Origin of the sequence: Algoriella sp., assembly GCF_036647415.1 — a bacterium.
Taxonomy (GTDB): Bacteria; Bacteroidota; Bacteroidia; order Flavobacteriales; family Weeksellaceae; genus Empedobacter.
Genome location: NZ_JAVXKG010000005.1, coordinates 12,378 through 26,157 on the forward strand (window position 1 = coordinate 12,378; position 13,780 = coordinate 26,157).

General features: G+C 29.6%; 10 protein-coding genes. 4 read left to right on the forward strand and 6 right to left on the reverse strand.

Translation table 11 applies throughout. The features are described 5' to 3' along the window. Positions 1-308 precede the first annotated feature (308 nt). The 4 genes from ytxJ to RSC72_RS03265 all read left to right on the forward strand — a co-directional run bounded on the left by ytxJ (position 309) and on the right by RSC72_RS03265 (position 2,317). On the forward strand, positions 309-641 hold the full coding sequence (ytxJ, locus tag RSC72_RS03250; protein WP_332544432.1) for a bacillithiol system redox-active protein YtxJ: 333 nt from the start codon (positions 309-311) through the stop codon (positions 639-641). Positions 642-799: 158 nt separating this feature from the next. Next, on the forward strand, positions 800-1,006 hold the full coding sequence (locus RSC72_RS03255) for a helix-turn-helix transcriptional regulator (RefSeq protein WP_332544430.1): 207 nt from the start codon (positions 800-802) through the stop codon (positions 1,004-1,006). Then, entirely contained in the window at positions 1,006-1,326 is a 321-nt protein-coding gene (locus RSC72_RS03260; RefSeq protein ID WP_332544429.1) for a HipA N-terminal domain-containing protein, read from the forward strand. Before RSC72_RS03255 ends, RSC72_RS03260 begins: the two co-directional genes overlap by 1 nt. A 1-nt stretch (position 1,327) precedes the next feature. Beyond that, complete coding sequence (locus RSC72_RS03265) at positions 1,328-2,317, forward strand: type II toxin-antitoxin system HipA family toxin (RefSeq protein WP_332544427.1); 990 nt, start codon at positions 1,328-1,330, stop codon at positions 2,315-2,317. Between the two features lie 68 nt (positions 2,318-2,385). Here the strand turns inward: RSC72_RS03265 and RSC72_RS03270 are convergent, their stop codons facing one another. From RSC72_RS03270 to RSC72_RS03295, 6 genes are read right to left on the reverse strand one after another with little or no spacing between them, the layout of a single operon-like run. After that, on the reverse strand, positions 2,386-3,621 hold the full coding sequence (locus tag RSC72_RS03270; protein WP_332544425.1) for an McrC family protein: 1,236 nt from the start codon (positions 3,619-3,621) through the stop codon (positions 2,386-2,388). Between the two features lie 4 nt (positions 3,622-3,625). Next, complete coding sequence (locus RSC72_RS03275) at positions 3,626-5,686, reverse strand: McrB family protein (protein WP_332544423.1); 2,061 nt, start codon at positions 5,684-5,686, stop codon at positions 3,626-3,628. A 5-nt stretch (positions 5,687-5,691) separates the two neighbouring features. Then, entirely contained in the window at positions 5,692-8,832 is a 3,141-nt protein-coding gene (locus RSC72_RS03280) for a type I restriction endonuclease subunit R (protein ID WP_332578411.1), read from the reverse strand. 10 nt (positions 8,833-8,842) lie between these two features. Continuing rightward, positions 8,843-10,897: a hypothetical protein gene (locus tag RSC72_RS03285; RefSeq protein ID WP_332546002.1), complete on the reverse strand. Its 2,055-nt coding sequence runs from the start codon at positions 10,895-10,897 to the stop codon at positions 8,843-8,845. 48 nt (positions 10,898-10,945) lie between these two features. Then, a complete protein-coding gene (locus tag RSC72_RS03290) occupies positions 10,946-12,139 on the reverse strand; it encodes a restriction endonuclease subunit S (RefSeq protein ID WP_332546000.1) in 1,194 nt (397 codons plus the stop codon). Further along, entirely contained in the window at positions 12,129-13,688 is a 1,560-nt protein-coding gene (locus tag RSC72_RS03295; RefSeq protein ID WP_332545998.1) for a type I restriction-modification system subunit M, read from the reverse strand. The genes RSC72_RS03290 and RSC72_RS03295 overlap by 11 nt, the downstream gene beginning before the upstream one ends. Between the last annotated feature and the right edge of the window lie 92 nt (positions 13,689-13,780).

The window sequence follows — 13,780 nt, forward strand, 5'->3', positions numbered from 1 at the left end:
TTTCAAATATAAAACAAAAAGACTAACGTTTTAAATGTTAGGTAGTTGAATGGTGTTATTTGTCTGGTATTAACACTATTATTTCCCCCGATACAGAAAGTAACAAGCTCTATAATCATCAATAGTGTAGGGGAGTGAGATGTAGTTTTGGTGTAGCTAATTTTATAATAAGTTTAACATCTTATATAGTATTTTTAAAAATCTACTATTAACTATATTTTGAGATACAAAGAAAATACAATAATTAAATAGAATAGGTTATTTCTTCTTTTCAATGTAATTTTATAGATGAAATAATTGAAACAAAAATGAAAAAAATAGATATTACAACTTTAGATCACTTAGACCAAATTGATCAAGTATCTTTTAATCAACCAAAAATTATTTATAAACATAGTACAACTTGTGGGTTATGTGATATTATTTGGGATATTGTAAAAGAAAGTGATTTTGAACTGAATTATTTAGATTTATTAACGTATAGACCAATCTCTAATGAGATTGAACGTCGTTACAATGTTCAGCACGAATCACCACAAATCTTAATAATAAAAGATGGAAAGTGTGTGTACAGCGCATCACATCGTAAAATAAAAAATGAAGAAATTCAAAAACAACTAGTTCAACTGGTTGATTTGTAGTGTATTAATATTTAGAATTATTTAAATAGTGCGATATATGGCACTAATTGACGCCAATTTTATTCAAAACTTATATTAAATTTTAAAAAGTGCAACTAATTGCACTTTTCTTGTTTTATATTAGATTTATTCTTAAATTTACTATAAAAGTGCAATATATGACACTACTATTAATTGAACAGATAAAAGAACGTCGTAAAGTTTTAGATATTACACAAGAAACATTGGCTGAAATTTCGGGTGTTGGTTTACGTACACTAAAACAATTTGAAAGCGGTAAAGGTAATCCAACGTTAGAAACATTACAAAAACTATGTGATGCATTAGGATTAGAAATTAGATTAGATATAAAAATAATTGAATAATGAGAATTGCTCATATTTTATATAAAGGTGAAAAGGCAGGGATTTTGACACAGTTAGACAATGGTAGTTTTCATTTTAAATACAATGAAAACTGGTTATCTGATAAATCTAAACCTTCAATAAGTTTAACATTACCTAAAAATCAAAAAGAGTTTGAATCTAATACATTGTTCCCGTTTTTTTATCATTTATTACCCGAAGGTGTAAATAAACGAATGATTTGTAAAATGTTTAAAATTGATGAAAATGATGCTTTTGGAATATTATTACAAGCGTCAAAAGTAGATACAGTAGGTGCAGTAACAATAGAAAGAGTGTAGAATGAATTTAGAATTAAAAAATTGCCCGGGTTCTTTAAAAGAAAATTTTAGTACGTATAGTCCAAATGTATTGAAAAAGATGTTTGATGGCAGAAAAGTAAATCCAATTTTAAGCTATACTTCACCAGCTGATCGAAAAGATAAAAGCAGCTTTAATCAAAATCAAACGCATATTTCAATTTCAGGATTTCAGGAAAAATATTCGCTAATTCTTGATGGAAATGTATTAAGATTGACCAATGAAAACGAAAGTGGACAATATATTCTTAAGCCAATTTCTGATCTACCTAAAAACAGCGAATTTGCACCAGCAAACGAGCATTTAACGATGCAAATAGCGAAACAAATTTTTAAAATTGAAACAGCAGAAAACGCCTTAATTTTCTTTAAAGATGGAAGTCATGCATATATAACAAAACGTTTTGATTATGATGTAAATAGAGAAAAATTAGCTGTAGAAGATTTCGCTTCCTTATTAGGTAAATCACCAGCAACAGATGGTGAACAATATAAGTACGAAGGTAGTTATTTGGAATTATTTGATGCTTTGAAAAAATATGTTCCTGCTTGGAAAGTAGAAACGCCTAAATTGTTTACATTAATCGTTTTCAATTATTTATTTTCAAATGGCGATGCTCAATTAAAGAATTTTTCCTTGATAGAAACTCAACAAGGTGATTTTAAATTAAGCCCAGCTTATGATTTATTAAATACGAAAATTCATATTGATGATTCAGATTTTGCTTTAAAAGATGGATTATTGCCAAAATCTATTTCAAAAGGAAAAGTCATTGATCAGTTATTTGTATTGGGCGAGAAAGCAGGGATGACAGAGAAATCGATAGTAAAAGTCATTCAAAATCTAACTTCTAAAGAAGAAGAAGTAAAAGATTTAATTTCAAAATCTTATTTATCTGAAAAGTTGAAACGTAATTATTTACAAAATTATCAGCGAAGGTTAAAACGATTAAATTTAGAGTTAAGAAAGTAAAGGAGAAATAAATCGTCCGTTATTCCATTCAAAAACTTATAATTTTTGTAGAATAACGGACAATATTATCAATATAATAATTTTTTAATTTGATTTGTAATCTCTTCTTGCCAATTTTTAATATCCGTTGATGTAGCAATTTGCATAACACTACATTCTTTATCCGACATTTCTAAATGATTTTTTGAATTAAAGTAATTTCCTTTCTGAATGAAATGTTGATCAGAAGGATAAATCAATGCAACTTTTTTAGCTTGATAAAATCGGTGATAAACATACATTTGACGCAAATCTTCAGGTGATGGATTATAACCATTTAGGTTTTTCCATTTTGTATCTAAGACATAATTTTCTTGAGATTCTTTACATTTTAAAATAATGTCAGGTCGCATTTTTGACGAATACCCTGAAGTAGGTTTCCAGAAACTTTTTGTTATTTGTGAGGAAACTAGATGTGTTTTTAATTTTCTTTTCAAAGTCACTAAAATAAACTGTTCCCATAAACTATTCATATCAAACATTAAAGCCAATACATCATTTCGACCTTTGGAAATATCAGGATGATAATTCAACAATAATAATTTAGAAATTTCTAAAGCAGTTTTATAATGCTGATTTTTTCGATCAAAAACTATTTTTTTGAATGTAGATTCATTTACTTTAATCTCTTTCATTTCAGGAAAGTCTAAAGTCAATGCACTAATTCTTCCTTTTAAAAGAGAGTTTGAATTTATATGAGCTAAAAGTTTTATCGTTTTGAATAAGATTTCATGAATAGTATGTTCATTAGAATACTGCGTATATTTTACATAAAATCGTTCTTTATGAACCAAATTCTGAGAAATATGTTTTGAGAACTGTAAAGCACCTTTTAGTGAAGTCTGATTTCCTTCATCTTTACGGTATCTTTTAATCAAACCTCTATGAAGTAAATATTCTACTTCTGAAATAAATAGCTCAAAGTACAGCTCTAAGATTGAATTTGATTTTAATTTCAATGAACTCGAACCAGTTGATTTAACATCAAATCCCCAAACGGTTTTGATCATACCAATCAATAAATCACGCCATATTTTTTCTCCAGCTCTATCTGCTTTTGGTAAAACCTCAATAGTTATTTTACCGATTTGAATAATACCTACATGTTCATTGAATTGAACACCATTTCTAATTAGTTTAAAGAAAGGAGTTTGATTACCATGGTAAATTTCTAAAGCATCATGAAGTTGCTTTTCTTGTTCATTATTTAGATTAAAGAAAAGTTTTTCATGTTCAAATACAGTGATGAGATTTTGTTTATTCAAAATATTATTTATTCATTAATAATTTGATTGCATTTCCAAAATCAAAGTCTTTATCATTTAAACCTAAGATTTTATAAGATTTTCTTTCTTCATAAGCTGAAATATCGTTCTCATATCCAAAACTTGCAAAAATTGATTTACTTTGATTTTCATGATCTTGTTTATTAAGATCAACAAATCCAGAACCTAAAACCAATCCAATTTTCCCATAATCACCAAAGAAATATTCTTGAAGCAATGGAATTATATTTTTATAGAAAGAAGTAATAATCGTGTTTTCATCTTTATTTAGAAAATAGGCGTGTCCAATTTGATGATCGCTGTCTAATAATTTTTCAATTCGTTTGTTAATTGTTACTAATAGGTGAGAAGCTGTAAATCCAAATAAATTTTCTTGAAGTTCATCTAAATCGTATTTTGGCGGCATTTCTTCAAAAACAAAACGGCGTCTAAGCGCAGTATCTAGAGCTTCAACACTACGATCTGCTGTGTTCATCGTTCCAATGATGTAAAGGTTAGACGGAACTCCAAATTTCTCTTTCGAATAAGGTAAAGTGACTTCAATTGCTTCGTCATTTCCTAATCGTTTGTCTTCTTCGATTAACGTAATTAATTCACCAAAAATTTGGGAGACATTTCCTCGGTTGATTTCGTCTATAATCAGAACGAATGGTTTTGGAGGTAAAATGATACTTTGAGAATTTGAGGATTTTTTTGAATTTATTTTATTATTGATGTAATTCAGAACTGCCCAATATGCTGTTGAATTGGATCCACCAATTACAGATCTAAATTCTTTATCAATGTTTTTTATAACAGATAGATTAGGATAAACTTGTTGTAATTTTTCAGCACGAGAATAAGAAACAGTATAATCTTTTGCATCATCAGAGTAAATAGGTTTTAAAATCAAGTTCCCTCTATCAGAAATACCAACTATTTTTAAGCCTAAGTTTTCAGTTAAAATTGGAAGAAATAATTGTTCATTATTTTCAAGTTTTTGATTAGCTTCTAAAACAAGATCATTAAAAGCATCATCAAAAGAATATTCATTTACAACTTCTAGCTTTTCAAATTGTGGCTTATCAGCATTTTTACATATTTCTTTGAAAATTCCATTTTTAACTTCATAAATAACATTTTTAATTCCGTCTTCATTTTCTTCTATAACAGGCTTTATACCCTCAATAAAATCTTCATATGTCATACTTTGATGAAAAGTCGTAAAAACTATTTGACCTTCATCAACCTTTTTGTCGTAAAGTGCTTTTACAGAAGTACGATTATTCCAGTCCAAAGTTTTCACTTCGTCGTCATTTATTATCTCTAAAGCTTTATTGATTGTGTTATATGTTTTTCCTGTACCAGGAGGTCCGTATAAGATTTGGTTAAAGGGAATAGAATTTCTGTTATTATCCATATATATTAATTGATTTTCTTCTTCAACTAGATCATTAGTTAAATCTTTGATAATTTTATATTTTTCAAATCGTTCATCCATTTTATTCAGCATTTTTAACTGTTCTTCTGGAGTAAATCGATGAGCAATAAAATCTGGATTCTCACTTTTTATTTTTGTAATTTCTTCCTCAACTATAGGAATTACTCGATTTAATAAATTTTCAAGATCATTTTCTAATTCATCAAATGAATCATAATCAGTAGTGGAGTAAATTCCAAAAAACTCCATTTTAGCTTTTTCATCTGGATAATACACGCGTTCAAACTGGTCTTTAAGCCTTTCTTTAACTTTTTGAACTAGAATTAAATCACATTTATTTTGATTATCGCTAGGATTTTTAGTTTGGTTAAACTGTATATAAAATTCTATTTTTCCTTTTTTTAAATAAAAAACTAGATTAATCAAGTCACTTGAAGAGCCTGGATATGATACAGGAATAAACCAAAATGTAGTGGAAAAATAATTTGATTTTTCAGTACCAATAAAATAGTTTAATTCAGCTCCTTTATTTGCTTTTTGTCTAACAGAAAACGTGAAGTTTTTATCCTTTCTATTTTTTTCTATTAACCAATTATAAACTTCTTCTTGTAGTTCTTTATACATTTCGTCTAATTTCTATTCTTCTTAAAATTCTCTGCTTGTTCTAATACATTTTTGTAAACATCTTCCTGTGTAATAGGAGGGTAGCCGTATTCATGTAATTTGATAATAATATCCATTTTTAATTGTGCTTTGATATCATCTCTATCACTCCAATCAGGATATCTAGCCGTATTTTTAACAATTATTTTTATTTCACGAGCTAATTCCAGCATTTTGTCATTGTCGAATTCAAAACCGTATTGTTTACAGATCATATCCAAAATGTCGTAAAAAGCTTTTTCTTCATAATCAATACCTAAATCTTGGAACGAATCCATTTCAACACGAAGTTTAATGATGAGATCCAACATTTGTTCGGCAGTATCAAACTGAATGCCTTCATAATCCAAAATATCGCCTTCGCTACGTTCGTTATAACGGTTGATGATGGATTGTAAGCGCTCCGAAAAATCTTGACCTTTGACTTTATTTACCTTTTTAAAATCTGTAATTGTTTGCTTTAGCAAACGTTCTAAAATTTTAATTTTGGTGTTCGGAAGTTCCAAATTCGAGATTTTCTCAATGAATTTATCGTTGAATAAATCAATTGCATTTGCCTTATTATCGTCTAGTTTAAAGATTTCTTCAACGCCTTCTGAAATAATGGCTTCTTCGACTAATTTTGCCACTTTAGCATTCATTTGAGCAGTATCAGGAGCTTCACCTTTGGTTAATTTTACCACAATTGATTTTACGGCAAAATAGAAATGAATCTCATCAACTTCTTTTGATGTAAATAATTCGGAACCACTTACCAAATTGTAAGCTGATTTTAGTTTTTTCGTGATATTTACAAAGAATTTTTCGGAATCTTCTGTTTGTAAAACCAATTCAGATGCTTTATTCAAACATTGAAGTTTCTCTACAGGATTACCCTGATAATATAAGGTCGTATCAAATTGATGAAAAAATTGTCTCAACAAATCGACTTGATCACGAACAATAATTTCTGCTTGATCCAAATCTTCAAAATCATCATCTGCGGTTTGATTATTGAACATTCCTAACGCTTTGTTCAAGTTCTTTTTTATACCGATATAATCAACAACTAATCCTCTATCTTTTCCTTGATATTTCCTATTAACTCGAGAAATTGTTTGAATTAAATTATGAGTTTGCAAAGGTTTGTCAATGTAGATGGTGTCTAAAAACGGCACATCAAAACCTGTTAGCCACATATCAACTACAATAGCAATTTTGAAATTGGATTTGATTTGTTTGAACTGACGGTCTAATTCTTTGCGGTTGTCTTTATTACCCAATAAATCCCACAATTCATTTTCATCATCCTTATTACGTGTCATTATCATTTTTACACGCGCTATGGGTTTGATATCTTTTTGTTCTTTTTCGGATAAATTTTCAAGCAACATTATTTCACCCCATTCTGGTCTTAGAGCTAAAATTGCTTGATACAATTTATAAGCAATTCCACGAGATGCACAAACAAACATCACTTTTCCTGCAACGGTTGAATTTTCTTCTAAACGATTTTTATAATGTTCGATAAAATCCTTTGCAATGGCTTTTATACGATCCGTATCGCCTAAAACCACTTCCATATTTGCAATGGCTTTTTGACTAGCTTCTACGTGATATTCCGATGCGCCTTCAGCTACTGCATTTTCATAATAAGATTCAATTTCTTGAACTTTATTGTAATCTAAATTTACTTTTGCTGCTCGACCTTCATAGACTAAACGAACCGTGATTTCATCATTAACCGATTCGAACATAGTGTATTGATCGACCACATCTCCAAAAACCTCTAAAGTCTGGTCAATCGGTGTTCCTGTAAAACCAACATAAGTCGCATTCGGTAAAGAATCATGCAAATATTTGGCAAATCCATACGATTTTGTTACGCCTTTTTCTTCGTCAATTTTAACTTTTAAATCTAAATTGACTTGTGAACGATGGGCTTCATCCGAAATACAAATGATATTGGTACGATCGGATAAAATCTCGTCATCTTCTGCAAATTTTTGAACCGTTGTTAAATAAACACCACCGCTTTCAATACCTCGTAATCGATTTCTTAAATCAGCTCTTGATTCAATATTAATAATATTTTCATCGCCAATAAACTTCTTTGCATTCGTAAAATCTGTAGATAATTGATTATCTAAATCGGTACGGTCGGAAATAATGATAATTGTTGGACTTGCAAAATCAGTCGAACGCATCAATAAACGCGATAAGTACAACATCGTATAACTTTTACCACAGCCTGTTGCACCAAAATACGTTCCGCCTTTACCATCACCTTCTGGTTTGCGGTGCGCTAAAATATTTTGATACAATTTATTCGCTGCATAATATTGTGGGTAACGCGTTAAGATTTTTAGCTCGTGTTTTGAGTTATCAGGAAACAAAATAAAATGATGCAGAATATCAATCAAGCGATTTTGATTCAACATCCCGTGTACAATAGAGGTTGTGGTTTCAATTCCTGTCAACGCTTTTTTCTCATCTCCTGTAATTTTGTTCCATCCGTAATAGAATTCATAAGGAGAAAATAATGTTCCAGCCTTGTTATTTACGCCATCCGAAATCACACAAAACGCATTGTGTTTTATCAATTCAGGTATATCACGACGGTAACGAACCGTTAATTGTTTAAACGCATCATGTATTGTAATATCTTCTTCAATAGCTGTTTTAAACTCAAAAACTACAACAGGAATTCCGTTGATGTACAAAATCAAATCAGGGATGCGAAGTTCCGAACCTTGAATTTCTAATTGATTCACAATTTTGAAATCATTCGCTTTTACTTCATCAATATCAATGTATCGAATATGTAAATCCTTTTTAGTCGGATTATTGCGTTTAAAAATCAAGCCATCTGCCAATAATTTACAGATGTATTTGTTGGATTCATACAAATTAGAAGTCGATTGAAAAGCGATTTCATTGATAATGCTTTCTAATTCTATTTCTTCTAAATCGGGATATCGAACTAACAAAAAAACACGTAAATCTTCTTTCAACAACACTTCTTGATTAGAAGTTCTTATCAATTCTTTTCCGTTGATATAGTGATAGCCTTCTGTTTCCAAAAGGCTGATAAAAGCCTGTTCTAATTGTGATTCGGTGTATTTCATTATTAACTGATTAGTCTAAATAGTTAGATTCCAATTCCTTTTTTCTAATATTTTCATATTTATCGGAGAAAAAGTATCTAACTTTTTTCAATATTCCCCATCCTTTTTTCACTTTATCTTTATCAATAAAGTTACTTTTAATAAATTGAGCAATTAGTATTAAACATACTATACAAATCCAAAAAACCGCAATTGAATTAATAGAAAGACCTTTAAGCAGGTTTATTGTATAATCAATTCTAAATATCACGACAGTTATTAGTACGATTATCAATTCTGGAACTAGTGACTTAAAGAAATATATTAAACTATTAATATTTTCCTTATTCTCTTTTGCAAATTCTTGAATAACCCAATCTTGTTTTCTTTTATCTAAAGCTAATTTTTCTTTACGCTCTTGTTCTTCTTGTTCTTTACGTGTCTTTTCTTCTAACTCTTTACGTTCTTTCTCTTCAAATGCTAAAATTTTCGCTTCTTGTTCTTTTAATTTTAGATCTTTAAAGACCATTTCATCATACGCTTTTTCTAAGTAATTTTCATTTTCCAAAAATTCTAATGAATTATCAATTATATCAATTGCAATTTTCTCAGGATTAGCAATTTTAGATTTTAATTCAAGACTTATTAGCTTAATTTCTTCTTCGGATAATTCCTTATTCTTAACTTTTCGTGTGAAGTCGTCATATTTTTCAGAAACTGAATTTTGTAAATGAGATGATATAATGATTTTAGCTTTATTGATTAATGCTAATGATTTAGGTATTTCAATACTTTTTCCTCCAAAACCTTTATTCAAATAAAACCAAAACTTAGTAGTTAAAAAGTCCATTTCCTTACAATAAGTAAAATCACCTTCTTTAACTTTTAATAATTCATTATGTCCTAAAAATCTTGCTAATGAATTTTCAGATAGATATAAATATCTAGATTTTTCAAAGCTATTATTTGAATTACCTTTACGTAGACAATTTATCTTAGTGAAAATACTAATTAATAAAAGTGTATCTTCTTCTTTAAAATTTCTATTTTTTTCAACACTTAATTTTTCTAATTCTTGTAGAATTTGTTGATCTTCTAAATTATATAATTTTAGATCGTCAATACCACATTCATATAAATCCTCATGAATTCCTAAGTTATTTAAATTTTGAAAAAACAAAGCTTTTCTTAGAGCAATATCAGAAACATCTTTAGCATTAGAAACAATATTTACCATTGCTGGTTTACTAATTCTTAAGCTTATTTTACCCGATTTAATATGCTCCGCAGTAGAGAAAAATCTATTAATTTCTTCTTTAGTTTCTGAAAAGTATTTTAATTCAATAGTTTTTCCAGAACTACTGTTTTTTAAATTAATCTCTCTAACTAAATTAAAAAAGTCATTAAAAATTTGATTAAATAACTCACCATTCAATCCTTGAGAATTAAACAAATATTCTGTACCTAAATAGACTGTTAATTTATTTTTCCATACACCTAATTCATTTAAGTCAGGTGAATATTTTATTCCTTCATAAAGAATTAAACCTTCTTTAATATTTGCTAAAATATTTTGAAATTTAGTATTTCCTTCATTTGATATTACAAATGCACTTATATAATTAGAATAAGTTTCAGAAAATCCATTGTCTAATAAAAATTCATAAAAATTAGATTCAACTTTCTGAGCTTCTACACCATTTAATTTACTTTGTTTTTTATCTTCAATGAATCGAATTAAATTATTAAATAGTTCATCTTGCTCACTAGTAATATTATCAAAATTGTATTTTAATCTTTCCTCTTGACTAATATTCGTTGAATCAAAAAAATAATTTATCCCTTGTCTAGTAAGTCTTTTTGAAAGTCTATTATTTAAAACTGTTTTTAGAACAGCTTCTGGTAGATCAAAACCATAATTGGTTTCCATTAATAATTTTAATTCTGTTACTGTAAAAGTAAATTTAGAATTGTGAATACAAACTCCCACAATAAACTCCCCGATTATTTCAAAAATATCCTCTTTAGAATTATTGTAAAGCTCACTAAAAAGAGCAACAGAAGATAGTAATTTTGAGTTTTGCATAATTTAATTAATATTGTTTCCTTAAGTTATTAGTAGTTTAGTTTTTATTCACCCCTCCAATCTCGCCAAACGGCTTAACAATAAACTTTGGAGTTGGGTGAGTTTTTGGTTTTGCTTATTAATTGATATTTTATATTCTTCAATTTTATATAATTCGCTTTCAAATGATTTTAGTGTTTTTTCATTTGGAATTAAAATTTGCATACTATTTAAGTATTCAGTAGTCATACTAGGCACCGCAGATCCAACATTCAAAGAATTAAAATCCATTCTAGAAAGTACGTTGAAAACATAAATCAAAACGTTTTCAATTTTTGGTATTGAATAGAACATGGTGTCAACTGACCAAAATGGAGTTTTAATATACAAGATATTGTTTAAAGAACCTTTCCTTGGAATTAAAACTGAAGGTTTATCGTATAAAATACTGTCAACATAACTCATTATACCTCCAGAACCATAAAGTGGTATTTTTCCAGTATTTAAATGCTTGTAATCTTTACCATACTTTACAGTTATTAAATCTGATAATAATCCAATTTCCCAACCCTCAGGGATTTCTTTTTCGAGTTCTTCGTTAAAAACCATTTTTCCACCAGAAGATTTATACGATTTGGTTGTAGATTCTTCGACAAGCTCTGAATGACAGAAAAGTTCTGGATGACTATCTTTTGAGATTGGGAATTCAAAATCTATAAACCATTGTTTGTACAAGGCTTGTGCTGTGGCTTCTAACTTTTCGCAAATTTGCTCGTTGACTTTTATTTTGTTGGCTACGGCTTCATATTGGGCTACAATTTCGCGTTGCTTTTCGGTAGATGGAATAGGTAATTCTACTTCGCATAATTCTTCCCATTGAAAACCACCACGAATAGAACTGTCACATCTAAAATCTGCATAACGATCAAATTCAGATCTTCTAAACCACATCATTAAATATTCTGGTAATAGAATTTCTTTATCAATAATTTCGAACACTACATAAGCAGGGGAAATAATTGCGTCTTCTCCTAAATTATTTAATACTACAGGAAGTTTGTGCACTCGAATTACTGACATAAAATCACAACAAAACTGCCCTTGCTTTACGATTTTATATTTTGAAAGATCCGTTCCAACAATATTAGACGTCGATTTTCTAAATTCTTTTGTCATACTCAATCCTTGAAGATTAAGTACTTTTAAATCTTTATTTTTATTATCGACTTTTCTAATATAATCCCCTAAAATATTATAACTCATAACCCAACGATTTAAATACGTTCGCTACTTGTTGTTTCAACTTAGCTTCTTGCGTAAACAACTCTTTTAAATCAGTTTGTAAGGTTTGCATTTGCGTATTGTAATCCAACGATTCATCACGGTTTACAAATTCGATATACTTACTCGGCACCAAAGAATAATCTTTTTTACGAATATCTTCTATACTTGCTGAAAAGCAATATTCTGCTTCGTTGGCATAAGTTGTTTCCCAATCTTTTTGTTGCCAATTGTGATATGTAGCCGTGATGTCTTCAATATCTTGTTCCGAAAACTGAGTAAATTTCTTTTCGAACGGTTCTCCTTTTTGGCGTAAATCCATAAACAATACTTCACCTTCGCGCTTGCGATAGTTTTTAACTCCATCATTTACTTCAACTGTGTGTTCGTTTTTATTGCGATTCAATATCCAAAGCGTTACTGATATATCTGTAGAATAAAACATCGCACGTGGTAAAATCACAATGGCTTCTACCAAGTCGTTTTCAATGATTTGTTTACGGATTTTGTATTCTTCGCCACCACCCGAAAGTGCACCATTTGCCAAGATAAAACCAGCTACTCCGTTTTGAGACAACTTGGAAATCATATTCAAAATCCACGCATAGTTGGCATTGGATTTTGGAGGCACTTCATATCCTGCCCAACGTGTATCATCGGTTAATTCGTTTTCGGCACGCCAATCTTTTAAGTTAAAGGGTGGATTTGCCATGATGTAATCGGCTTTCAATTCCTTGTGCTGATCGTCGGCAAAGGTATCCGCTGCTTTATTTCCTAAATTGGCAGAAATTCCACGAATCGCCAAGTTCATTTTCGCTAGTTTAAATGTGGTATTCGTTAACTCTTGTCCGTAAATCGAAATGTCTTTTTTGTTTCCTTGGTGTTTTTCAATAAACTTCAACGATTGCACAAACATACCACCCGAACCACAAGACGGGTCATAGATTTTCCCTTTGTAGGGTTCAATCATTTCGGCAATTAAGTTTACAATCGACTTTGGTGTATAGAATTCTCCTTTTCCTTTTCCCTCAGCAATCGCAAACTTGCTCAAAAAGTATTCGTACACACGACCTACAATATCTTGGGCTTCGTCTTTCAGCGTATCAATGTTGTTGATAGTATCCAATAAAGCCGAAAACTTGGATTGATCTAATCCCAAACGTGAAAAATAATTATCAGGCAATGCACCTTCTAACGATTTATTTTTTTGTTCGATGGTTTTTAAAGCCGTATCTACTTTTAGGGTAATGTCTTCTTGTTTCGCGTTTTCAATAATGTATGTCCAACGCGATTCTTCTGGTAAATAGAAAATGTTATCTGCTTGGTAAAATTCAGGAATTTCTAAGAATGCTTCTTTTCCTTCAGTAATCAATTCTTCTCTACGCTTGATGAATTTATCACTTGCAAATTTTAAGAAGATTAAACTTAATACTATGTGTTTATATTCGGAAGGTTCTACCGAACCACGTAATTTATTTGCTGAATCCCAAAGGATTTCTTCAGTACTTTTTGTTTGGACTTTTTTAGCCATATTTGCTTATCAATTCTTTGTTGTAAATATACAAATACAATAACTGCGAATAAAGTAATATTATCGGATAATTATTTACGGTAAACCGTATT

Bases quoted from the DNA above. Each gene is read 5' to 3' on its own strand.
- ytxJ (WP_332544432.1), top strand. From the start codon at position 309: ATGAAAAAAATAGATATTACAACTTTAGATCACTTAGACCAAATTGAT.
- RSC72_RS03295 (WP_332545998.1), bottom strand. From the start codon at position 13,688: ATGGCTAAAAAAGTCCAAACAAAAAGTACTGAAGAAATCCTTTGGGAT.
- RSC72_RS03275 (WP_332544423.1), bottom strand. From the start codon at position 5,686: ATGTATAAAGAACTACAAGAAGAAGTTTATAATTGGTTAATAGAAAAA.
- RSC72_RS03260 (WP_332544429.1), top strand. From the start codon at position 1,006: ATGAGAATTGCTCATATTTTATATAAAGGTGAAAAGGCAGGGATTTTG.
- RSC72_RS03280 (WP_332578411.1), bottom strand. From the start codon at position 8,832: ATGAAATACACCGAATCACAATTAGAACAGGCTTTTATCAGCCTTTTG.
- RSC72_RS03265 (WP_332544427.1), top strand. From the start codon at position 1,328: ATGAATTTAGAATTAAAAAATTGCCCGGGTTCTTTAAAAGAAAATTTT.
- RSC72_RS03255 (WP_332544430.1), top strand. From the start codon at position 800: ATGACACTACTATTAATTGAACAGATAAAAGAACGTCGTAAAGTTTTA.
- RSC72_RS03285 (WP_332546002.1), bottom strand. From the start codon at position 10,897: ATGCAAAACTCAAAATTACTATCTTCTGTTGCTCTTTTTAGTGAGCTT.
- RSC72_RS03290 (WP_332546000.1), bottom strand. From the start codon at position 12,139: ATGAGTTATAATATTTTAGGGGATTATATTAGAAAAGTCGATAATAAA.